This window comes from Anabaena sp. UHCC 0399, assembly GCF_034931465.1.
Classification (GTDB): domain Bacteria; phylum Cyanobacteriota; class Cyanobacteriia; order Cyanobacteriales; family Nostocaceae; genus Trichormus; species Trichormus minutissimus.
This window is the reverse complement of sequence record NZ_JAYGGZ010000005.1, coordinates 169,860-193,593: the sequence shown is the minus strand read 5'-3', so window position 1 is coordinate 193,593 and position 23,734 is coordinate 169,860. Positions and strand designations below refer to the sequence as shown.

The window sequence follows — 23,734 nt, the reverse complement described above, 5'->3', positions numbered from 1 at the left end:
CAAAAGAAATTAACTGCTCTTTTTCTTTTCGGGATGGTTGCCAACCTTTTCTAAAAGGAGAGAAATTCAAATTTAATAGCGAAGTGCTTCAGCAGCAGCATGAGAGGTAGAGGTGCTACCCATAAGCATTTCTAGTAACACATCTACCATTCCAGGTACATCCTCAAAAAGCAATTGATGACTTTGAGGGAAGATAATTCGCCTCCAACATATTTGCTTAATGACAAAAGATGCCTCTATCGACTCCTCCTGACTTAACTTAAGACAAGATACTTGTTTCAAATAATATTGATGGATAATCTCCGGATCGTTTGACATCGATTCTGTGGCAATGATTCCCAAAAGTTCACCACAACTACCCCGATCTTTTGCTTCTCTCTGTTGAAATTCTTGAAGAAGGAGCAAACGTAGTGTTGCTGCCCATTGAGATTCAGCTAATTCCTTAACAGCTATATCTACACTAGTTTGCGAAAATGGTGCATTGCCATCAGACTCACCAATATTCCTCACAAACTCTTGTAATATCTTCATTGCTATTTGTTCGCTAACATTAGGCTCATCAGCTAAACAAAGAGTTGCCAAAACTGCACGAGGACGGACTGTAGTCGGAGAATCTTCTGCATCAAGCGGTTTGAGGATGGCTCGTAAAACATCGTCCACATCATCATCATTACAAGATGCTACACAAAGACGTAATGCTTCCCGCCAGTTTTCAGTTACCACTACTTCCTTATTTCGGAAAGGAGCAGAAGATTCTACTTCATGGATTTGGGCAGCAAGTGGGGCTACATAATCAGCAAGGTTGAGAGAGCGATCGCGGTTAGGAAAATGACCTTGCACAAGTGCCAATCCTGCCAAGTATTCTTGAAAAGTGAGATGACGAAACTCAAATACAGGGATGTCTCTGCCATTATGTGCCATAATCCCTGCTTCCACTAAAATACCTGTGCGGCGTTCCAACAAATTCAGAAATTCTTTAGGTGTATGTTTTTTGACTTCATGAAGATTGGGATATTCTTCCCGAAATTTTTCACATAACTCTATAACTTCATCTTTCCGAAGTTGCTGTACTCCTCTATGACACATGGCATAAGCAATATACTCTAATTGCGGTAATGCTTCATCATCATCTATGGGGTCGTCTACTTGAGAACGCCAGTTAAGTAACACATCAACAGCTTGCGCGTACAACTTATGCCGACGAGTCGGTAGTTTACCAACTTTACGCTTAACCAATGCCATTGTAGTCAGCAGCATTGGATTACCAGTGAGACGCTCAATACGTTCAGCACTGTGAATGTCTTTTATCAAGTCTATTTTTGCTCTTTCTCGTCGCTCTGGTGATTCGGTAATATCACACCAGCGACTAGCAAAGTCGTCTTTATCTTCTTTAGTTAGTTCTGCTACCGTCACGTGTTCAAACTGTCGTCCCATACGGTAGCCCATTTCCCGATAGCCAACAATGCGTGAGGTAACTATGATGGGAGCTTGTTTATAAGCATCACAAATCTTTTCAATTTGTTCGCAGAACCTAGCTCGTAAACGTGGATCTGTGATTTCATCCAAACCATCTATAAGTAATAACGCTGTACCTTGTTGAAGTTTTTGTCTTAAAGTATCACCCAAAGCAGTGCATTCAGACTCGCGCATCTCCGCTTTACGTAAGGTGTAACTCAGGATATCACCTAGTGAACCATTAAGGCTGGTTTCATCAAGGTCTCGACAACGAATAATAATTGGTAGCCAATCCTCATTAGGAAGTGTAGACACATCAGGAAGATCCTTCCAATCTTGGTCTTGCTTGAGCCTTAATAGGTAAGCTGTAGCCATCCAACGAAGCATTGTCGTTTTTCCAGCTCCTGGATCTCCCAACACAACTAACCGTCTAGCCTCAGCCAACCTCTCTCCAATCGAAACTCGCTGACCTCTATTATCTTTTTCGTCTCTGTCTTCAATACTCCAGCCTGCTCTTTTACGCTGTAAGGCAATACGACGCTTGTCAATTGCCTCCACTTCTGTTTTATTAACTTCAACCTTACAGGCAATTTCTACTTGAACGCGGAGTGCAACATAAAGCTGACGTAGTAAAAGTTTCTGGGTAGCTATATGGCGATCCAACTCTGGCAGATTCGCTAAGTCAATAATGTCACAAAATCCTAAAGCAAGTTCTCGGTAACGCTGCTCTGCATCATTTCCCCCTTTTATATAGTCTGTAGATACTTCCAAGGGATAATGTTTTTTTAGGGAAGCAATTAAATCCTCTGTTGCTTTTGTCGGATCCTGCCAATAGTGAGCAATAGATTCATCAAAAGTCACTACTTCTAGATCGGCTTCTTCCTCCATTTGCACACCAAAGACACGCACTCGATAATTATTTCTTGCCGCGTTGACAATCTGTCGCGCCCAACGTGTTCCTAATGCTTTGATAGTTCCACAAAGTACCACTGGACTACTATTATTTAAAATTTTTGAGGCTTCCTCGGTGAATGATTCTCCTACCATTACCGTTCCTCTATGGGCAACTTCATAGCCAGCTTTGCGGATAGGTTCTGCTAATTTTTCCGCTAACTCCTCTTCTCCCTTAGCATGGGCTATAAGAACTTGCTGAATTATTTCGTTCATTTGATCGCTCTCAGCAAATCAGATACACCTTTAGACCAGTCTGTGATTAAGTCTGCATACTTGATATCAGCTAAGATGGCAGGAGGTTTGCCCCCAGTAAGCAAAGCTGGTAAAACTTTAACCCCTTGGCCACTGAGTTGCCGCGCTAAAGTTGACATCCATTCCCGATTTACCCAAGGCGACATATCAGAAGAAGAGTAACACAAGACTAAATAACTGAGTCATTCTAGTCCTTGATTGACTCGCTCAACAATAGAATCACCAACATCGATTGTCCATTCAGCAAACCAAACTTGATAACCAGCATCAGCAACTTCTGAAGCAAGTTTTTGAGCTGCTTCAGTATCTATTTGTCGATAACTGATGAAAATATTAGCCATAGTGATTAAAGCTTAAATACGTAACTAATACATGAATTAAATTATACATTTACAGTTAGGAATCTAGAATTTAACTAGATAAATAAACTATTAAAATTTTCAAAAAGTCTGCATTTTGACGTAATTCAAGCTGGAAGCAGGGAAATAATTGGTGAATTAGATTAAAAAAAGGGCGTCCCACCCTCAAATCCCAAACTGCGATCGCCCATCCTCTAAATCACTAGTCGCTGTAAACTATAACAATCTACTTAACCCAAAATTTTTACCTTGTTTTATGAAATATTACAAAGAATACGGGAAAAAATCGTCGCCCGACAGTATGTGATGACACTCCATGCTGAAGAAGAAATGAGTGACGATAATTTATCAATTTATGACATTGAGCAAGGTATTTTTACAGGAGAAATATTAGAACGTCAACGAGATAAGTTAACAGCAGAATCCAAATACCGCATTAGAGGTTTAACTCTTGATGATGGTGAAGTGGAGATAATTGCCAAGCTGAGTCCAACTGGAAAGGTTGTTATCATTACTGTATATGTACCCTAATACTAGGAAAGCGGCAAATGTTGTGTGATTTTTGTGGAAGTGAAGATGTAAAAATCCGCCTCATTACTAGAACTTATGGTAAGAGTAAAGACTTACTGGTTATCGAAAATATTCCGGTGATCACCTGTACTTATTGTGGAGAAAGCTATTTAACAGCCGAAACTCTGCACAAAATTGAACAAATCAAACTCAATAGGAAAAAATTGGCTGTTGAACGTCCGGTGGAAGTAGCTAGTTTTGGATAGAGTGCATTAGTGGTAGCTTACCGTAGGTATCGCTTTTGACTTTGAAAAAAGGCGATCGCCTCCACTAAAATCTCAATCATCTATGGATTTGAGAGCCTTGAGAGAACGTGCAGGGCTGAGAACCTTTGACTGTGGGGAATCTTTAATTCGCAACTGGGAAAAGGGCAGAACAATGTCGAAAATGGAAGTATGGCAAGTGTTTTGCGAGATTTGTATCAATTTACAGAAGAGGAGCTAGTGCAAGCGGTTAAAGAATCAATGCTGGCTCAAGATACATAGCTACAATTAACTCTTGAGTGTGGAGCGATCGCACCCCCAAATCCCAAAGAGCGATGGCGTTCCGCCCTGCGTAGGTGATAACCGACCGTCGGTCGGAGACCATCGCTATCCTCTAAATTACCTCTAGGGGGATTTTTCTACCGTCCTAACCAAGTTTTGATAATATCTAGAAGACTAGAGCCACCCCAAGCCAAGGCCATCAGAATAGAAGTAGTTAAAATTAGTCCCATTACACACAGCACTAAACCCCCTAAACTGATCGCACCATCGTCTTCTAATAAGCCAAAACCAGTCACGAACACACCCATTGCTGGTAAGGTGTTAGTGCCGGGGATGGGTATCATCATCGAAATTGCCATTAAAGCGATCGCAATCCCAAGGGTGACTCTGCCAGCTAAGGTAGTACAAATATAAGATAAACGCGGACGCGCGATCGCTTCAATTCTCCGCAACCAAGGAATACCAGCTTTTAAAAATCCCTGGACTGTTTCTAGTTTAATGGGATGATTCATCATTTTGGGCGGTAGCCAAGGGACTTTAGCACCAATAATCATCTGTATAGCTAAAATAAAAATCAAAATACCAAAAGGGACTGAGTATCCTGGTGCTGGTATGGGTAAAGCTGACGGTAAAGACAATATAACCAATAGAAACCCAAAAATCCTTTCTCCAGCTAGCAGTAAAATATCTGCTAAATTCACATTCTGTGGTCTGGTTTCTTCAAAAAAATAACGTTGTAATTCGTGGGAGAGTTTAGCCATAAATTCTGTAATGTTTCTCTGTCTAACTAATTCAGGGATACTTAAAAAAGACTCTTTCATTCTCAAAGGGCATTAAATCCTACAGTATAAATAATGTGCATACCATATCTTAGCGGCGAGAATTTTTTCAACAGGATTAATCTTGTTAAGATTACATCAAGTTACTGACTTAGATCGCGGGTGTTAGATTACGGGTGCAATATGGGAAGATATTGGAAAGTTCTGAGACTATTTTGGGCAACTGCGATCGCCGCAGAGTTGGAATATCGAGTTAACTTCTTTATCGCTACCCTCAGCAGCTTAGGCAATTTGGGCGGCAGTTTATTTGGGCTATTCTTGTTTTATCGCACTGGCTATACTTTTACAGGCTGGTCATGGGAAGCTGCTTTGATAGTTCTCGGAATTTTCACTTTGCTGCAAGGCTTTTCTGCTAGCTTTCTTGCAGCTAACCTCAATCGCATCGTCCGCCATGTCCAAGAAGGGACTTTAGACTTTATACTACTCAAACCTATTCGTAGTCAGTTCTGGCTTTCCACCTATACACTGTCCCCTTGGGGAGTTCCAGACTTAATTTTTGGTGTAATGATTCTTGGTTACGCAGGTAAACGCCTAGGTTTAAGATTAGAAAACTATCTCCTCAGTTTAGTACCGTTATTTTGCGGTTTGGTAATTCTTTATAGCCTCTGGTTTATGTTGGGGGCGACTAGTATTTGGTTTGTAAAAATCTACAATGTTACTGAGGTGTTACGGGGTTTAGTGGAAGCAGGCAGATATCCAATGGTAGCCTACCCCGCAACTTACCGCTTTTTCTTCACCTTTGTAGTTCCGGTAGCATTTTTAACCACAGTTCCAGCAGAAGTGATGTTAGGACGGGTGCAAATTCATTGGTTGATAGGTGCGGTATTTTTAGCAGCCGCCTTGTTTTGGATATCTACCAAGTTCTGGCGATTTGCGTTGCGCTTCTATACCAGTGCTTCAAGTTAAAAGCAAAGCTAACATTTTCAGTATCTTTACAGAATTTTTATCCAAAGCAAAAAGCACCATCTATATTCGATGAGCTTTTCATAAGTTTCCTTTTAAAACTGGGGCGCTAGGATTCGAACCTAGGGATGGCGGGACCAAAACCCGCTGCCTTACCACTTGGCTACGCCCCAAAGATTTGACTTTACTAATATAGCAGGTTCTACTGGGGTAATGTCAAGTACCTTAAAAGTAAATTTCGCAAATAATTTCAAATAATTGAAAATATTTATTTAAGGTATAACCATTGATTATATAATTTTTGGGAAAATATTGAACTGCCAAATTCACAACACACGGCTGGTGTTAAAACCCAAAAAGGTGATACGCAGAAAAATATCAAATAATTTAGAGACAATAAAGATACACATCTAAAGTTAGTTCTGCAATATTTTTCCAGCTATATTTTTCAGCTAATTGCTGATTGTGCTGTCCCATCGCTAATATTTCTGGTTGTTTGTGTAATGCAGCATTCATAGCTTGCATTAAGCCATTCTCATCAGCTAAATTGTATAAAAATGCTCCTCGATCATCTAGAACTTCTGCTAGACAACCTTTGCGTGGAGCAATACAAGCCCGTCCAAAAGACATAGCTAACATAACTGCTCCTGATGTCAAAATATCTCGGTACGGAAAGACGACGACATCACAAGCATTCATATATAGTTGAATTTTTTCAGATTCAACATAACCGGGAATAAAATTAATTCGTTTGTCTTCAGAAATTTTCCGGTTGATTAAATCTGTTAAATCTGCATCTTGGCTGTTAATTTTACCAGCAATCACTAATCTAATATCTTCACTATCTAAGCACTTGAATCTATCGATAAGTTCAGGTACTCCCTTATAGGGTCGAATTAAGCCCAGAAATAAAAATACAGTCTCAGAAGTTTTTATATCTAGGTCTTTTCGTGCTACATCTCTGCTAATTTTATTTTCGTACCACTCTAGATAATTACCATGTGGAACTACAAAAATTTTATCTTGATTTTTGACATAAAACAGTTTGATTAATTCTTCTTTCGCCGCTTCACAATGAGTTATGATTGCATCGGCAAACTTGATCACTGTTTTGGTACATATGTTATTTAAGACCAGATTTGAATTATCATGGTTCTTGAGATTATGTACAGTCCATACCAGCTTGACACCAATTAGTTTGAGTATGGCTAATTGAATTAAAAATGATATAGATTTCAGTAAAGATAAAAACCAATTTGGTGCAATACATGATGGTTCTAGCCAGTGTAAGTGTAAAATATCTGGCTTCCAATGGGAGATAATCATCGGAAAGAAAAAAGTAGAAGAAGAAAAAGGTTTTTGTATTTCTACTTGAACACCCAATTTTTTTAAGTTATCAATTAATTGGTTTTGGTAAGGATTCCCATCAAGAGCGCGAGGCAGAAAAACTGATTTTATTTGTTCCATATGAATTATTTATTTAAAAGTTGAGTTAATTTTAAACGGCAACGAGTCTTAATATTTTTCAGTCCAAAACTTTGAGTTAGGGGGAAATTTTGTAACAGCTTTTGTGCTGTAAAAATATCGCCGGCACGGATACGACGTTCAGCAGCTAAAAGTGCATAGTAAGCTAGACAATGCTCCAAAAGAGGAAGGTATTCAGTTGGGCAATTCTTTCTGATAGTTGCTGTATCTGTTAGCTTTGGCCAAGGTGGGTGAGCCTCCTTGCGACCATGACCAAGAACTGATGCTTCGGTATGATGCCACATTAGTGGAGTAGGATCTATATAAATTTGGTAATTTAGTAATACTTGTAGCCACAAATAGGAATCTTCCCCATAAGTACAGCGTTCTTTACAGTAAAAACCACCAAACTTTTCTACAACTTTTCTTGCACAAACAACAGCCCCAGAATGAAGCAAATCGATCGCAGATTTTACTACTTTTGGTTTTGTATTAGTTGGTAAACGCCAAGCACCTTGATTTACTTTCAGATGTGGTAAATGTTGCTCCCAACTAGTACAGTCCACTCCCCGAAAATGACCAGTTACACTTAGTAAGCAATCAGGATTTGTCTGTAGATGGTTGATGGAGGTGTCCAAAAAACTTGGCAACCATTCATCATCTGCATCTAAAAATGATAAGAAATCAGCCTGAGTTTCAGACATACCTCTATTACGTGCTGCACCTGGACCTACATTAGCTTGGTGAATCAATTTGATGCGAGGGTCATGATAGCTACTCACAATATCTGGGCTGTTGTCTGTAGAACCATCATTAACAACAATGATTTCAAAATTTTGGTATGTCTGATTCAGTATTGAGTTGAGTGTCCTCGCAATATATTGACCTTTGTTATACAAAGGCACGATAACTGCAACACTGGGAGTATTTTTCGGCTCAATTTTTTTCGTTGACATTATTGATTAATACTCCAATCTTTGGGTTTAGCGATCAGTAATGGGGAGTATCCTCAATGTTTTATTTTTAAACGCAGAATCGCGCAGAGGTTGACGCGGAGGAATACGGAGTTTTTATCAGAGTTATTTACCAACTCAGCACTCAGCACAGGCTAAACGCCCCGCTACCGCTAACGGAACTCAGCACTTTTCATTTGGTCTTTTCTGCCAAGATGTTTGATATCAGGTCGAAGTTAGCAGTTGTATTTTGCTTAATTTGAGGTAGATTCATCTTTAATTGGTCTGCGACTTCTTGCCGTCTATGCCAAAGATTACGAATGGTGTTACAAGCTGTATCAGTATCTAGAAACTGTTGGAAGGAAATTAGTAAGCCATTATGAACTGCTTCTGCTCCCAAAATATCGGTCATAATGCCCTCAGCTTTGACAGAATAACCAATGGGAAGAGTACAAACACCACTAGATAATCCAGCGATCGCAGCGTGCATCCGTTCGGAAACAACCATATCACAGGCACTAATCAACCCTTTAAACTCAGATGCAGTATGTTCTGCACCAGCTAGCTGCACACGGGAATCGAAGTTGAACAGTCTCAGCAGTTCACCCGCGAGGATGCGATCGTCGTTCTCTGGACGGTAATCATGGACGTGAGGAATCAGCAAGACTTGTCCACCAAATTCGTTCAGAATCATGTTAATTACCTGACACCAAACCTTTGTATGTTTGTCGTAATCAGCGCGGGTATAACGGCTGATACCTTGACTAATCCCCAGCGCAACTACTGGACGCTCTTGATGGATGCCATATAACTTCAACAAGTTCTCAACAGTTTCTGGTGGTGCTGGTGGTAATAGAAAGGCGGGGTCTGCTGTGTGCTTAACTAATTCTGGAGACAAGCCTAGATCCTTTGTGACGTATTTATAGGAAAGGCTTTCTCTGATAGTGATTAGCTTGGCGTGACGAGCCACATTGAGCCAGATTTGAGCTTCTTCGTCAGTTTTGAAAGGGCCGATAGATTGTGCCAGAAACACTACAGGGATACCAGCATCTAAGGCGTAGACTAATGGTTTGAGTTGTCTGGTGAGAAAAGGTATACCGTAATCAGAACCAAATACATCCCCACCAGAAGCCATCACTACGGATGTGTCTGAGAGTAACCGGGCAATATCTTTGTAGGCAGGTGCAATCGGCTTATAGACCTGAGAAAGCTGATTGCGCCAGCGATTGACTATATGTAGGCGGCGTAAATTGCGATCGCTAATTAATTCTACGTTGTACTGCTGTAGTCTAATTTCGTCGTAATCTGGAGTCTCGCTGAGAATGCTGACGGCAAGTCCTGGTTGGCGTTGACGTAGCTGTTCAATAGTAGTTAACACCATTGCTTCAACGCCTCGGTTGCGTAGTCCAGTGATTCCTGTAATGGCTGCTTTCATAGCTGTTTAACCTCTCTTAAAAGTACCCAACAAATTAACCAAAAGTCGTTTAATACGCCTAGCAACTCTTTTCCATAAAGACACCTGATATAGCTGTTTGTATTTCTGCACTAAGGGGTCTAGTTGCTGCTTAAATACAGAAAATTGACCAGCATCAACAGCATTTTTACAAGCAAGATGGCTTTGTGCTGCTAGAGCAACTCTCATGATTTGCCGTGCTTGCAAGTTTTTATTTAGATGGCTAGCACTTGGTTTTACTCGCTTTTGCGGATACCAGTCACCCCGTTGTTCAGTTAAATACAAACGGTAAGCTAGACCTTCTCGTCGATGCTGAAAGCCTGATTTTTGTGATTGCGCGACTTCATCCGCACTAATCCGATCCATTTGCAATGTTCCCGCAGTCATCGCACGCTCAATCATGTCTTGAATGACTGGGTGACGGACAATCACAACATTTGTACCTTGACTGTCTTTGACATACTGAGGTAACCAAGCATCTCCGACTGTTACATCTGCGGTTTCCGCTACGACATCATCACAATAATCACAGGCTTTGTACTTGAAAAAACCCAAACCCCAATCTGTACCATAGAGGTCATAGACAGGACTAACGTGAGTGACAATCTTACCTGCTTGCAGTCCAGTAACTTCCACACCGTAGCGGTTAGCGTTTGCGTCTGGTAATTTTTTGCGAAAGTCTATTGCTAGTAAATTACCTGGTTCAATGCCACATTGCCAAGCCAACATTTCTGCAAAGCGCATACTCTTCAGATGACCACAAATTAGACCCACACAAAACCGGATGCGTTCGGCTAGTAGCTGGTCTTGGCGCATTAATAAACGCACAGCTTTAATAAAACAGGGAATCCCCACAATGGCATAGCGTCCCGGTTGTTCCCGAATCAGCTGCATTACTTCCGACATTTCTACTGGGTAGTAACGGGACTTAGCACCGTTGCGTACCTGTTCTATAGTTGTGGAAATTTGATAGTGAAATAATCTGGGGTCAGTGGGAGATGGATGGCGTTGATGAATGTGGATGACACCATCTACTAAACCTTGACTGAGCAGATTAGTCACAATCCAAGTACCCATCCCTCCTGAACTACCGCGATCGCGGTAATCATCTTCTGCAACATAACCTGCGTAAGTATCTAAATAATAACCAATTTGATGGTGATATTTGCAATCATTATGGAATACTTCTTGGCTAATCTGGTCTTCATTTAAACTTTGGCTTGAAAAAGGACAAACAGATAGTATTGAATGACTAGAAAATGCTGGTTTTGATAATGTATCGATACTTGCTTGCAACTTTTTATCTGCGTCTAATTCCATCTTGAGCGGTGAGCCACTAACTGAGGCACACGCACCACAACCAACACAATAACCACCCTCTATAACAGTTTCTAATAACTGGTTGATCTCAGGATGTTTAATTTTTTCTGTGATTTGTTCAGTCATCTTTACAAGTCCTGTATCTGCTGGTCTAACGAGCAATATTAACTACTTGCCAAAAAAGTTTCGGTGCAATCAAGAAAATTGACAAAATATAGACTATAGCTCCAACTAAGATAGCAACAGCTAACATTGCAGAAGTATTTACGATGTTACTAAGCAAATACTTGACTGCAAATATTGTTCCTAACATCGTTATTGTTGCAGCCAAAGGAGCAGCACCTTGGCGTAAATAAGTCACGACATTAATGCGGACTAATTTCCAGACTACCCAAACAGTAAGCGGGGCCATGAGATATCCTCTAATTACGTAAGCAGCAGCAACAGCAACTATTCCCCATTGAACTGCTATGGCAAAAGCAACTATATTACTAACAGCCTGCACCCCATCTAAAGCTAATTTCCATGAAGGTTTTCCCATCGCCATAATCACAGAAGCATTGAAATAAAAATAAGCATAAAGAATACCAATCAGGTTTAAAATTTGCATTACTGGAATACTTTGTAGCCATTGTTCTCCAAATACGACTCTAACTATTTCTGGGGCTAATATCACCATGCCAAAAAAACCAGGAAAGGTAATTAAACTTGTCAATTTTATAGCTTGATATAGCGCATTACGTAATCGTTCTGGTTCTTCCTGTAATCTAGCAAAGGTCGGCAAGGAAACTCTAGCAATAATACTAGTAAGCAGTTCTGTTAATACTAATAACAAGCGATAAGCTACAGTGTAATAACCTAAAGCAACTGAACCCAAAAAATACCCAATTAAGAAATCGTCAGAGCGGCGATTAAAAAAGTTAAATATATTCATTCCTAAGACATTAATGCCAAAGGAAAATAGCTCTTTAAAATGGCGTTGTGAAAACCGTAATCCTGGTCGCCAGTCACTCACTTTCCAAAGTACCAAAACTTGTACGAAGCTACTTGTGATTTGTTGAGCAACAAGACTCCATACGCCAAATCCCCTAAATGCCATAGTTACGCCTACTATACCACCAATCAAAACGCCAATTAGTGTACGTTTAGCAAGAGATTTAAAAGCTAATGTTCGCTGAAGAATAGCATTCTGAACACTACTAAAAGCAATGAAGATAAAAGTAACAGATAGACAGCGTATAATTGGTATAATTGCTGGTTCTTTAAAGAAATACCCAATTAAACTGGCACTAGCAATAGTCATTATTGCTAGAAAAGTACCCATTCCTAAATTAGTCCAGAAGGCAGTATCTAAATGTTCTGGCTCTAATTCTTTTCTTTGAATAATTGCTTGTGAAAAACCTTGATCAACAAATACCTGTAAAAAATTTAAGCATACACTAGATAAAGCAACTAAACCAAATGTTTCTGGCCCTAACAATCTTGCTAATAAGAAGAAAACGCCAAAAGAAATGACTTGGCGACCCCAACTTTCAATTGCAGACCAAAATACACCTACAAGAGCTTTTCGACGTAAATTTGATGATGCTTTTGGAGATTCCATTACAGGCTTTACCCATGATATAGATTAACAGTTTGATACTTTTAACCAAAATCCGCTAAGTTGCTTTTTCACGAAAAGCCTGATATCTAGAGCTTTTTAATTTCTGAAATTTAGCTTTATTTCTGCCATGACTTACTATTTAGTTAAGGCAATTTTTCCTCATATTTCTTTGCTGAGACTTGCATTATCTATATAGGGTTTCTCGGTTAAGCTGGGTACAAGAAACAAACTCCCAAACTCATCGCCGCAAGAGAGAAGAGGACTATGACATACCTCATGTGATTAGGAAACGCTATAGTGCAGAAGCTACGGTATACAACTCTTATACCTACAAGAATAAGAGCCTTTGCAGCAAAAAATTGCCCCACCCATTAGATACAATAATTTTCTACAAAACCAGTGTTTAAATATGCTCACAGGGCAACATAAAACTAGGCTGTCTTAAGCTAGCTTATATATGCGTTGCTATGCACTATAAATCACAACACCGGGAGAATTATTATTGGGTATGGAGTAAAAAATTTAGGAGATTCAAACTAACTAATAGACACCATAGATAGTTTAATCCTATAAAAACAGCAGTTAATGCTGAGATAGTTCGATAATTTTGATACTGACATAGCTATTAGGGGAACACACTGATACAAACTTGGTTTAGCGGAGATTTTTAGTTACTAAATAGTATTAGTAATAATTACTCGCAACCGCATACTAGCTTACAAGCTGATTAATGATTGTTACACCCTTCACAATAAACTTTACATTTACTTTATCTTTTTCTCTAGTTTTTTCTCCCTTGGTTCATACAAGCATTACAATTTCCTTATTATTTCAATAATAATACTTAGGTAAAAATATAGTAAGAGACTTCCAAGTAAAAAAATATCCCATCGCTTTTATGGCAAGGGAGCAAAGGGAGGGATAATTTATTTTTTGTAGTTCCCTAATACATTTTGATTTTTAAACTTATTTACACACTGATAAAACGGCATAAAAAAAACAGGGAAGAAAAACTCTTCCCTGTTCTTGTTATTTTGCTGATTGTCTTGCTTGTTAGCTTCTTTGAGCTTCTGGCGTAACATTTGTCTTTGTTTTTTAAGTTGTCGTTTCCTGGCAGAACCGCCTTTACCTTTATCGTTTCTCCCTTCGCGACGGGGAGATTCCCATCTTTTAAGTCTCATCTGTTTTATTTTGAGATTTAGTTAATTGACAGTGGGCAGGAGGAGAATCGAACTCCTATGACCGTAAGGTCGCCACATTTTGAGTGTGGTGCGTCTACCAATTTCGCCACCCGCCCTTGGGTGCAACTTCACTATTATAGTTACTTAATGAATTTAATGCAAGGAGTAAATCAAGAATTTTTGCTTTTCACTAAAGTGAGTGCTGAGTAATGAGTGCTGAGTGAGGATAAATACTCTGACGTAATTAATTACACATTTTTTCCTATCACCTGTCACCTGTCACTAAACTAGAGTCAATATCTTGTAACTGAGCAACGCCACTGAGGGACATTGCTACTTTTAACTCATCTTGTAGTAGTGAGATAAGATGTGACACACCTGCTTGTCCGGCTAGTGCTAGTCCCCACAAAACAGGTCTGCCAATTAGTACGGCTTTAGCACCTATGGCTAAAGCTTTGAGAATATCTGTACCGCGACGGATACCGCCATCTAATAATACTTCGACTTGACCGTCTACGGCTGCAATTATCTCAGCTAGGGTATCTAAAGAAGCGATCGCACCATCTAGTTGTCTGCCACCATGATTGGAAACTACAATGGCTTTCGCTCCATACTCTACAGCCCGTACTGCGTCATCTCCTCGTAAAATGCCTTTCAGTACCAAAGGTAGTGGTGATAAAGATTGTAACCATTCCAAATCACGCCAAGTTAAGGACGGGTCTAGTTGTTGGGCAAAATAAGTAAACAAACCAGATTCTCCCTGCTCATGGGGAATATCTAAACCGGAGATATCAGCAAGATTAGCTAGATGTAACCCTGGCGGTAAGGCAAATTCGTTGCGTCTGTCTCGTTCTCGCTGTCCTAGTACAGGAGCATCTACTGTGAGACAAAGAGCTTTGTAACCTGCGGTGTAAGCTCTTTCTACTAAGGCGCGAGTTAAACCCCTGTCTTTGTGGATGTAAAGCTGAAACCATTGCAAAGCATGGGGAAATTCAGCACCTATATCAGCGACTGCTTCTAAGCTTTTAGTGGACATTGTACTTAATACCATCCCCACCCCAGCAGATGCAGCTGCCATTGCAGTGGCAAATTCACCATCTGGATGAGCCAGACATTGAAAAGCCATCGGTGCAATTAAAAGCGGGAATTCTAGGGTTTGTCCTAAAATTGTAGTATTCAGGCTAATTTGGCTGACATCCACTAGCATCCTCGGCCGTAGTTTGACTCGCTCAAAGGCAGCACGATTATCTCGCAATGTAATTTCATCCCACGCGCCACTGCTGTAATAGTCAAATGCCATCTTTGACAGATGAGTTTTTGCTAACTGTTCATATTCAAATATGTTGATGGGATTTGAGGCAGCTGTCATGGTGGCGATTAAGAGTTAACCAGATTCATCTTAAATTGTTTTGAGGTGCGATCGCCTGATCAAGAGATCGCAGCTACTCAAGCTGTCACCTGTCCTCTGTCCCCTGTCACCTATCACTTAGAGTTTACCAGTTGCGCCAGCCGCCTTTGGGTGCTACTTCGCTGGTGTATTTTTGTCCGTGAGTTTGTAGTAGGGACTGGTATTCTTGACTACTTGCCCAACGGTCAATTTCTCTGGCTCTGAGGACTGGTACAGGGTGGGTTAATTCGGCTGTACGAGCTAATTTGACCATTTCCCCTAGTTCGCTTTTACTAATATCATCGTAGGCACGAGCTTGGTCAATAAAAGCATCGAGATTGAGTTTTGGGGCGAGGGTGGGTGAACCGCCGGCTAATTTCATTAAAACGGACATCACCACTTTGGGGTCTTGGGTGGCTAGTAATGCGGCGCGATCGCAGGTAAACTCAGCACAACGTACCCATTCTAAAAGTTGAGCTTGGATGGCTTGGGCAATAAAAGCCCCAACATTAGGTAATATTCCTGCCGCTAATATTAATAAATTAACCGGTGTTAAATAAACGCTATGGTCGCACTTCAGATGTCCTAACTCGTGGGCAATTACCGCCTGTATTTCTTCTGGAGTCAGCATATCAACTAAAGAAGTGTGCAACATAATAAACGGTTGCTTCCCCCGCATAGCAAAGGTATAAGCATTAGGCGCAGGATGTTGCCGTACATATAATTGAGGTGGTTCAATATCTAAAATCTTGCAAGCTTCTAACAAGAGTTTGTGTAACTCCGGTAGTTGTTGTTCACCTACCAAAACACTAGAAGCAATATTTTCTACATAAAAAACTTGCTCTGCCATTGGCCCTAGCAAATTTCTGACTATCATATCCAAACCTGGTATTTGCTTCAGAGCTTTGGTTGCTTCCAAGTCTAATGGATGACGAAACGAGTCAGCTTTTAAACCGATGAGCGAGGATTTAAGCAAAGACATGATTTAGCCGGCTGGAAAAACAAAATATCGACAGCCTCCCATAGTTAGTATAACGATTTAAGTAATGAGTAATGAGTAATGAGTGAGATTCCCTACTCAGGACTCCACACTCAGCACTCAGCACTCAGCACTTAATTCGCTGCTTCTGTATCTACTGGTACTTCACTTACGCGCAGGATTTTTGCGCCTAATTGTTGCAATTTCACATCCATTTGATCGTAGCCCCGATCAAGGTGATGTAATCCCTGGATTGTGGTTTGTCCTTCGGCAGCTAGTCCCGCTAAAACTAACGCTGCTGATGCTCGTAAGTCAGTCCCAATCACTGGCGCACCAGATAGTATCGGCACTCCGCGCACAAAGGCTGTATTCCCTTTAACGCGGATGTCTGCACCCAAGCGGTTTAACTCGGAGGCATGACGCAAGCGGTTTTCAAACACAGATTCGTTAATGATGCTGTCGCCTTCCGCCAAGGTGAGTAAGGCCATGAATGGTGCTTGCATATCTGTGGGAAAACCTGGATGGGGCAAGGTGTCGATATCGGTTGCCTTGAGAATTCCCGCAGGTAGAATGCGTAAGCAGTCTGGTGCATCTTCAATGATGGTTACGCCAATATCCCGTAGTTTGGCAATCACTGGAATTAAATGATCTGGTACTACTGGGGAAAGGCTGATTTCTGAGCGCGTGATAGCTCCCGCTACTAAAAATGTACCTGCTTCGATGCGATCGGGAATAATCGAATAGTCAATAGAATGTAATTTGGGAACACCAACAACAGTGATAGTGCTAGTCCCCGCACCCTGAATTTTCGCCCCCATTGCATTACAGAAGTTAGCTAAATCTACTACTTCCGGCTCTCGTGCGGCATTTTCAATAATGGTTTCGCCATCAGCTAGAGTAGCAGCCATCATCAAGGTTTCGGTTGCCCCCACGCTGGGAGTATCTAAGTAGATTTTCGCACCTTTTAATCTACCTTTACTACCAGGAACATAAGCATTACAAATACCATGTTCAATCTGTACCTCTGCTCCCATTGCTTGCAGTCCTCGGACGTGCAAATCAACTGGTCTAGCACCAATGGCACAACCCCCTGGTAATGGCATTTGTGCCACCCCTAGACGGGCTAAAAGTGGGCCAATGGCAAAGAAACTAGCCCGTAATTGGGTAACTAGTTCGTAGGGAGCTTTTGATGTGGTGATTTCACTGGCATTGATATCTAAAATATCGGCTTCTCTAGTTAGGCGTACACCCAACGCTGAGATTACCTCAGCCATCCGTTCTACGTCCGCCAACAAGGGAACGTTACGGATGCGACAATCTCCTGAACATAGCAAAGCTCCAGCAATGATGACCAAAGCTGAATTTTTCGCCCCGCTAATTTTTACCTGCCCCCGCAAAGGATGCCCACCCCATATTTGCAAGACTGAGGAGTCTACTTCAACAACAGGTTTAGCATCTGGTAAGCTGCTAGAAGAATTAATAAGTCTACCTCCAAAATAAATACTTAATTTTATAAGTTAGAAGTTGGTTTTGATTCTACAGTAAAGAGTTGATTTGTCTACATTATTGTCTTTATTTTGTCCCTACATTGAACATAATCTTAGTAACTTTTGAACTCCTAGCACCCAGTACCCAATCCCTAATCCCTTTCTAGGAAGTTGACAAACATCAATAATTAAGCAATAATAAGAAATTGTCGATATGCAAACCGCAGGCGGAACTGGCGGAATTGGCAGACGCGCTAGATTCAGGTTCTAGTGCCGCAAGGCTTCCGGGTTCAAGTCCCGGGTTCCGCATAAATTTAAGTGCTGAGTGCTGAGAAAGAAATACTCGGCACTAAGCACTCTTAACTCAGCACTACAGATGTTAACGAGTTTACAAAATCCTTTAGTTAAGCAAATCCGCAAGCTGCACTCTACCAAGGAACGGCATAGACAGCAGTTGTTTTTATTGGAAGGGACTCACTTGCTTGAGGAAGCTTGTGCGGTAAGTTATCCGCTAGAGGTGGTGTGTTCTACTCCAGAATGGGAAACAGCCCATGCAGGATTGTGGGAGTTGGCTTGTAGTTTATGCGATCGCGCTGAAATTGTCAGTCCCGAAGTTTTAAGTGCGATCGCTACTACTGTACAACCAGATGGGGTAGTAGCGATCGCTAAACGCAGTGAGCAGCAACATCAAGTCCCCTACACTGGCATAGTTTTAGCTGTAGAAACCATCCAAGACCCTGGTAACTTAGGGACAATGATTCGCACTGCGGCGGCGGCTGGTGCGTCGGGTTTATGGTTGAGTCAAGATAGCGTAGATTTAGATAATCCTAAAGTCTTGCGTGCTTCGGCTGGACAATGGTTTCGTCTAGCAACGGCGGTAAGTGAAGATTTAAAGGTGACAGTACAGAATTGCCAGCAAGCGGGAATGCAGGTAATAGCCACCTTACCCACCGCACAGTTAACTTATTGGGATGTAGACTGGCAAAAACCTAGTTTGATTTTATTGGGAAATGAAGGTGCTGGTTTGTCGGCTAATTTAGCCGCAATGGCTGATAAGCAAGTCAAAATTCCCCTGAGTCCAGGCGTAGAGTCCTTGAATGTAGCGATTACCTCAGCGTTAATGTTATATGAAGCCCAGCGACAAAGGCGAGAGTGAGGAGTGAGGAGTGCTGAGTGCTGAGTGCTGAGTGCTGAGTGCTGAGTGCTGAGTGCTGAGTGCTGAGTAAAATACCCGGAAATTTTGTGGACGGAAACCGTCCCTACAAAATTCTTTCTTTTACAAAACGTAATTACGAATTACGAATTACGAATTACTTTTTGTTCTTCCTTCTAGATATTGTTCAATATCAGCAACAGCGTCTTCCCATGCTGCTAAATCAGCATCAGTCACATCTTCACTCTGGTCAACTGCATTGGCGTTACTCGTAGAGATATCTGGTATCGCCTCATCCTCAGTCTCACCTTCGGTTAAGATACTTTCCAACTGTTCTAGGGCTGCTTCCAACTCTTGATCAGCTTTGCGGCGATTGTGTTGCTGATTTTGCTCCATAATTTTGATTTAAAAATTTTGATTGACAAATTAGACGTTAATTGTAATCCCTATAAAATTTTGCCCACTTAAAATCATATTTACAGCTATTTGCTGTATAAAGTTTACACACTTCTAGGCTAAACAGCTAGCTTTCAGACTCAAGAGACATTTTACCCACAAACAAATTTGTAGAGACGTTGCACTGCAACATCTCTACAATGTCTAATGGTTCAGCAATTTAGCTTTTAGTAATGATTACCCGTTTTGCGGTGGTTGATGGCAGTTACATCATCGGGTTTGATGAGCTTACCATTGTCAACGGTGGCATATACTACCCAATGGTCGCCGCATTCCATCCGTTGACTAACTGAGCATTCCACATAAGCGAGGGCATCAGTTAGCACAGTACAACCGTTTTCAGCTTCTGTAGTGGTGAAGTTGGCAAAACGGTCTTCTCCGGGTTTGAAGTTTTTGCGGAAATGCTTCATGTATTCGCCGTGATTCTCTTCTGAGAGGATATTCAGGGCAAATTTACCACCGGGATACATGAGGGATTCTATCGCGCGTTCTTTAGCGATCGCCACAGTTAAACCTGGAGGATTGAAGGTAGCTTGAGATACCCAAGAACCTAGCATTCCTGTAGATACTTCCCCTTGCTTGGCTGTAATCACGCAAACTGAACCAACAATCCGTCCTACAGCTTGTTCTACAGGGGTAGCGGCTTGTTGGGGTACACGTAATTTCTTGGCTTTCTTCAAGGTTTGGGCGAAGTCTGTACCCACTTCTTCGCAATATTTGAGGGTAACATCGTCGGGTTTAAACTTGACTTTGAGGGTATCCACACCGAAGCGATATCCAGCATCGCGGAGTTTCCCTTCAATCATGTCTAAGGCTTCACCACTCCAGCCATAAGAACCAAACACCCCAGCTAGTTTGTTGTTATCACCCACCTTCAGAACAATCCCCAAAGCGGTGTGAATGGGGGTTGGTGCATGACCGCCAATGGTGGGTGAACCGATGAGGAAGCCGTCCGCTTTCTCTAAATTGGACTGAATTTCTTCAGGAGTGGCAAATTCGCAGTTAATCGATTGGACTGCTACACCACCTTTAGTTAGTCCGAGTGCGATCGCCTGTGCGAGAGTTGCAGTATTACCGTAAGCTGAGGCATATAATAACGCCACAGAAATTTCCCGGTCTTTCTGAGCCAGACTCCAATCAGCGTAGGCTTGGGTAAGTGCCATTAAACTGGTACGTACTAGAGGCCCGTGACCTACAGCATACATTCTCACCTGTAAGTCGGAAATCTTCTCCAATGCTGCTTCCACATGGATAGCATGGGGGGCCATCAAACAGTTGTAGTAGTAACGCTGGTCTTCCTTGAAGGATTCCCAGTTGTCATCAAACACATCATCACTACAGATATGCACCCCAAACAGCTTATCTGTGTAGAGAATCTGGGTTTGTTGGTCATAGGTGCAAAGTCCTTCCGGCCAACGGGGACTAGGAATAGGCAAGAATTTCAACACATGACCCTTGCCTAAATCGAGGGTTTCTTTCCCCCGCATCACCAAGATATTTAAGCTGTCATCAGGAAACGCCGCGCGTAAATTAGCCGCACCAGGAAGGGAACAAACAAAGGTAATTTGCGGAGCTAGTGCTAGCAAAGCTTTGAGAGTAGGTACACGGTTGGGGCTAAAGTGTCCCAGGATGACGTAATCCAATTTTTTCAAATTGAGCGTCTGCTGTAATGCTTCTAGATAGATGGCAGTAAAAGTTTCAGCAGGCGGGTCTGTAATTGCAGTTTTATCACCTTCGATTACATAAGAGTTAGAGGTAGTACCTCTTTCTAAGGCATATTCAATTTCAAACCGCAGACGTGACCAACTACGCGCTCTGAGAACTTTAGTATCTGTAGCAATGGGAAGAACTTGTACGTCACGGGGCTTGGAATCGCTCATAGATTTTTTTTCAGGTTTGTCAAAAAATTGTAAAAACCGGGTAGACTTTGCCCAGTTTTTTGCGGATTCGATGAAGCGGCTTAAATCCATAGTATTGGGAATGAGGAATTGGGAATGGGGAATTGGGAATTGGGGTAAAATCTCCTCTGCCTCCCCTGCCTTCCCTGCTTCCCCTGCTTTTTTAGTAGTAATTACCTACCTTACGGTGACGAACTGCGGTGAATCCGTCAGATTTGGAAACACGACCTTCTTGGACTGTGCAGTATAAAAGCCAGTGGTCGCTGCATTCCATGCTGCTTTGGACTTCGCATTCCATGTATGCTAGAGCGTCTGTGAGGATGGGAGAACCATTTTTAGCGGTTTGGGTTCTCACTCCTGTAAAGCGGTCAGCACCGGGCAGTAAACGCTTGAGGAAGTGCTTTTTCAGTTCTTGATAATTGCCTTCTTCTAAGACGTTGAGGACGAAGCGATCGCCTACTTGCATTAAGCTATCAATGGCGCGGTCTTTGGCTACAGCAATGGTGAATCCTAATGGTTGCAAACTCGCCTGTGCTACCCAGGAAGCTAACATCGCGCTGCTAACATCACCTTTTTTGGTGGTGACAATATACAAGCCGTTGCTAATCCGTCCCAAAGCCTTTTCCATGTTGACATCAAGAGCTTTGATTTGCTTGATGTTGCGTTCCCGTGTCAGCAATTGACCTAAATCTGTACCTGCTTCGGTACACAGTTGGTAGGTGGATGCACCGGGAACTTCTCGAATCCGAATGGCTGGGAAGGCTTCTTTTACACCCAAGTCAATAAACTTTCGGCGAATTGTATCAACCGGTTCGTCATCGCCACCGAAGCATTCAAACAAGCCGACTACTTGCTTATCTTTAATTACAGATAGCAAAGAACTAATACCCGCTTGGGCTGCAACGGAGGTTGTCGGAGGCATACCGATAATTAAACCAGCTGCTCTACCTGCCAATTCTTGGATTTCTTGAATGTCGGTGGTGCTGAGGTCAATGATTTCGATACCCAGACCAGTTTTTTGGATACCTTCAGCTATGGCTTGACCAAGGCGATCGCTATATCCATAATCGGAGGTGTAGAATAAACCAACAGTGGTTTCGGCTTTGGCTTGTCTTTGACTCCAACTTTGGTAGCACTCAGTCAAGACATCTAGGTGATGATACAACAACGGCCCGTGACCGTTGGCGATAATATTAATCTTGCCCAGTTCACCCATCCGCTTCATTGCGTTCAGGAGGGAACGAGCATTTGGCCCCATGAGACAGTCATAGTAGAATCTAAAATCAGCTTCGATCGCTTCTAAATCTTCATCAAAAGTGCGATCGTCACAGAAGTGCATCCCAAAAGCATCACAGGTAAAGATGGTTTGGGTTTTGCGGTCATAACTAAAGATGGTGTCTGGCCAGTGGAGGTTAGGCGCACTCACGAATTCGATTTCGTGACCTTTACCAATATCGATGCGATCGCCACTTTTGACAATCCGCTTAGAAAATGGATCATGTACCAAACCTTCCAAAAATTGCAACGCAATTTTAGAAGCCAAAACAGTTGCTCTTGGTGCTAATTGCAGCACATCTTCCACCAAACCACTATGGTCTGGTTCTGTATGACTGACAATAATGTAATCAATAGTCTTGGGGTTAACCAGACCTTTTAGTGTATCTAAATACAGTTGGCGAAACTTCTGGTGAGAAGTATCGACTAAAACTGTTTGTTCGCCTCTAATTAGATATGAATTATAAGTCGTACCGTTTTGCAGTCCGAATTCGATATCGAAGCGATCGCGATCCCAGTCTAGACAGCGAATCGCCGTAGTGTTAGGGGCAATTTCTACAGTTTGTACAGTTAGCCGATGCTGAACATTTTCTGCGTTGGCGTTGCCGGTCGTAGACATCGCTACCATTATTTTCTTCGTCTCCGAGCGCAAATAAACAGTATTGTTTCTTTGCCCCATTGTGCAGCTAACTGGATTTTTAAGTTGTAATGAAAACGCTATTTCTCGAAATTCAATATGTAACAATTATTGCGGTTTATCGGAATCATTTTTAACTAGAAAAATCTCCGAAAAACCAGCGTGTATAAAGAGTATTAAGTTTTAAATGTTGCTGTTTCTTGGCATAATTTAAATTCCCTCACATATCATACATACCTTATTTATCATGGCAAGATTTCCGTAAGGAAAAGCATAGATTTCTCTACATTTATAAGCGTTGAAACCTCAAGATGTAGAGATACTGCATCAAAATATCCTTAATTTATTTATGGAAATTTTCTTATCATATATATAATGTTTCTCGCTGAAGTGAGATACAAGAAATCTATCCCAACCACCTAGGCTACCGTGTCAACACAAGTCTTATAAACTTACCCCACAAAGTTTTAATCCCCCCGAACCCCCCTTAAAAAGCTTTTGAACTCCGTGAACGAGTCTTTGAACTTCGTGAACGAGTCTTTGAACTTCGTGAACGAGCCTTTGAACTCCGTGAACGAGTCTTTTAGCTCCGTGAACGAGTCTTTGAACTCCGTGAACGAGCCTTTGAACTCCGTGAACGAGTCTTTTAGCTCCGTGAACGAGCCTTTTAG

At 41.6% G+C, this 23,734-nt stretch carries 20 protein-coding genes, 3 tRNA genes and 1 pseudogene; 5 read left to right on the top strand and 19 right to left on the bottom strand.

Going from position 1 to position 23,734, the window contains the following annotated elements; genetic code table 11:
* Positions 1 to 72 precede the first annotated feature (72 nt).
* Both VB693_RS04705 and VB693_RS04700 read right to left on the bottom strand, forming a co-directional pair.
* Positions 73 to 2,622, bottom strand: coding sequence for an NACHT domain-containing protein (locus tag VB693_RS04705; protein ID WP_323265251.1), 2,550 nt, complete (start codon positions 2,620 to 2,622; stop codon positions 73 to 75).
* Positions 2,619 to 3,002: pseudogene (locus VB693_RS04700) on the bottom strand (toll/interleukin-1 receptor domain-containing protein). Before VB693_RS04700 ends, VB693_RS04705 begins: the two are co-directional and overlap by 4 nt.
* Positions 3,003 to 3,269: 267 nt before the next feature.
* On the opposite strand from VB693_RS04700, the gene VB693_RS04695 reads away from it, so the two are divergent.
* Together VB693_RS04695 and VB693_RS04690 are read left to right on the top strand one after the other, a co-directional pair.
* Complete coding sequence (locus VB693_RS04695) at positions 3,270 to 3,551, top strand: DUF4258 domain-containing protein (RefSeq protein ID WP_323265250.1); 282 nt, start codon at positions 3,270 to 3,272, stop codon at positions 3,549 to 3,551.
* Positions 3,552 to 3,568: 17 nt separating this feature from the next.
* Positions 3,569 to 3,796, top strand: a complete 228-nt coding sequence (locus tag VB693_RS04690) for a type II toxin-antitoxin system MqsA family antitoxin (protein ID WP_323265249.1) — start codon at positions 3,569 to 3,571, stop codon at positions 3,794 to 3,796.
* Positions 3,797 to 4,043: 247 nt separating this feature from the next.
* Here VB693_RS04690 and VB693_RS04685 read toward each other — a convergent pair whose 3' ends face one another.
* Complete coding sequence (locus VB693_RS04685; protein WP_323265248.1) at positions 4,044 to 4,178, bottom strand: hypothetical protein; 135 nt, start codon at positions 4,176 to 4,178, stop codon at positions 4,044 to 4,046.
* Between the two features lie 34 nt (positions 4,179 to 4,212).
* A complete protein-coding gene (locus tag VB693_RS04680) occupies positions 4,213 to 4,836 on the bottom strand; it encodes an exopolysaccharide biosynthesis protein (protein WP_323265260.1) in 624 nt (207 codons plus the stop codon).
* 201 nt (positions 4,837 to 5,037) lie between these two features.
* Between VB693_RS04680 and VB693_RS04675 the strand changes: the two genes are divergently transcribed.
* A complete protein-coding gene (locus VB693_RS04675) occupies positions 5,038 to 5,820 on the top strand; it encodes an ABC transporter permease (protein WP_323265247.1) in 783 nt (260 codons plus the stop codon).
* Between the two features lie 98 nt (positions 5,821 to 5,918).
* On the opposite strand, the gene VB693_RS04670 is transcribed toward VB693_RS04675, so the two are convergent.
* The 11 genes from VB693_RS04670 to murA form a co-directional block, all read right to left on the bottom strand.
* Positions 5,919 to 5,990 (bottom strand) — tRNA-Gln (locus tag VB693_RS04670).
* A gap of 214 nt (positions 5,991 to 6,204) precedes the next feature.
* Positions 6,205 to 7,284 (bottom strand): glycosyltransferase family 4 protein, encoded by a 1,080-nt coding sequence (locus tag VB693_RS04665; RefSeq protein ID WP_323265246.1) that lies wholly within the window; start codon positions 7,282 to 7,284, stop codon positions 6,205 to 6,207.
* 5 nt (positions 7,285 to 7,289) lie between these two features.
* Entirely contained in the window at positions 7,290 to 8,237 is a 948-nt protein-coding gene (locus VB693_RS04660) for a glycosyltransferase family 2 protein (protein ID WP_323265245.1), read from the bottom strand.
* A 190-nt stretch (positions 8,238 to 8,427) separates the two neighbouring features.
* Positions 8,428 to 9,669 (bottom strand): polysaccharide pyruvyl transferase family protein, encoded by a 1,242-nt coding sequence (locus VB693_RS04655; RefSeq protein WP_323265244.1) that lies wholly within the window; start codon positions 9,667 to 9,669, stop codon positions 8,428 to 8,430.
* A gap of 6 nt (positions 9,670 to 9,675) precedes the next feature.
* Complete coding sequence (locus VB693_RS04650; protein WP_323265243.1) at positions 9,676 to 11,133, bottom strand: Coenzyme F420 hydrogenase/dehydrogenase, beta subunit C-terminal domain; 1,458 nt, start codon at positions 11,131 to 11,133, stop codon at positions 9,676 to 9,678.
* A 25-nt stretch (positions 11,134 to 11,158) separates the two neighbouring features.
* On the bottom strand, positions 11,159 to 12,610 hold the full coding sequence (locus VB693_RS04645; RefSeq protein WP_323265242.1) for an MOP flippase family protein: 1,452 nt from the start codon (positions 12,608 to 12,610) through the stop codon (positions 11,159 to 11,161).
* 926 nt (positions 12,611 to 13,536) lie between these two features.
* Positions 13,537 to 13,791 carry a hypothetical protein gene (locus tag VB693_RS04640; protein ID WP_323265241.1) on the bottom strand — a complete coding sequence of 85 codons (255 nt, stop codon included), beginning with the start codon at positions 13,789 to 13,791 and terminating at the stop codon, positions 13,537 to 13,539.
* A 32-nt stretch (positions 13,792 to 13,823) separates the two neighbouring features.
* A tRNA-Leu gene (locus VB693_RS04635) sits at positions 13,824 to 13,907 on the bottom strand.
* A gap of 149 nt (positions 13,908 to 14,056) precedes the next feature.
* Positions 14,057 to 15,160, bottom strand: coding sequence for an alpha-hydroxy acid oxidase (locus VB693_RS04630; RefSeq protein WP_323265240.1), 1,104 nt, complete (start codon positions 15,158 to 15,160; stop codon positions 14,057 to 14,059).
* A gap of 124 nt (positions 15,161 to 15,284) precedes the next feature.
* A complete protein-coding gene (locus VB693_RS04625; RefSeq protein WP_323265239.1) occupies positions 15,285 to 16,160 on the bottom strand; it encodes a M48 family metallopeptidase in 876 nt (291 codons plus the stop codon).
* Positions 16,161 to 16,291: 131 nt separating this feature from the next.
* Complete coding sequence (gene murA / locus VB693_RS04620) at positions 16,292 to 17,638, bottom strand: UDP-N-acetylglucosamine 1-carboxyvinyltransferase (protein WP_323265259.1); 1,347 nt, start codon at positions 17,636 to 17,638, stop codon at positions 16,292 to 16,294.
* 233 nt (positions 17,639 to 17,871) lie between these two features.
* Between murA and VB693_RS04615 the strand changes: the two genes are divergently transcribed.
* Positions 17,872 to 17,953: transfer RNA gene (locus VB693_RS04615), tRNA-Leu, on the top strand.
* Positions 17,954 to 18,020: 67 nt separating this feature from the next.
* Positions 18,021 to 18,800, top strand: coding sequence for an RNA methyltransferase (locus tag VB693_RS04610; RefSeq protein ID WP_323265238.1), 780 nt, complete (start codon positions 18,021 to 18,023; stop codon positions 18,798 to 18,800).
* Positions 18,801 to 18,947: 147 nt separating this feature from the next.
* Here VB693_RS04610 and VB693_RS04605 read toward each other — a convergent pair whose 3' ends face one another.
* The 4 genes from VB693_RS04605 to VB693_RS04590 all read right to left on the bottom strand — a co-directional run.
* Entirely contained in the window at positions 18,948 to 19,193 is a 246-nt protein-coding gene (locus VB693_RS04605; protein WP_323265237.1) for a hypothetical protein, read from the bottom strand.
* Positions 19,194 to 19,420: 227 nt separating this feature from the next.
* Positions 19,421 to 21,133, bottom strand: a complete 1,713-nt coding sequence (locus VB693_RS04600; protein WP_323265236.1) for a diflavin flavoprotein — start codon at positions 21,131 to 21,133, stop codon at positions 19,421 to 19,423.
* Between the two features lie 181 nt (positions 21,134 to 21,314).
* Positions 21,315 to 23,054: a diflavin flavoprotein gene (locus VB693_RS04595; RefSeq protein ID WP_323265235.1), complete on the bottom strand. Its 1,740-nt coding sequence runs from the start codon at positions 23,052 to 23,054 to the stop codon at positions 21,315 to 21,317.
* A gap of 476 nt (positions 23,055 to 23,530) precedes the next feature.
* The coding region (locus tag VB693_RS04590) for a hypothetical protein (protein WP_323265234.1) at positions 23,531 to 23,734 on the bottom strand (204 nt) is incomplete at its 5' end.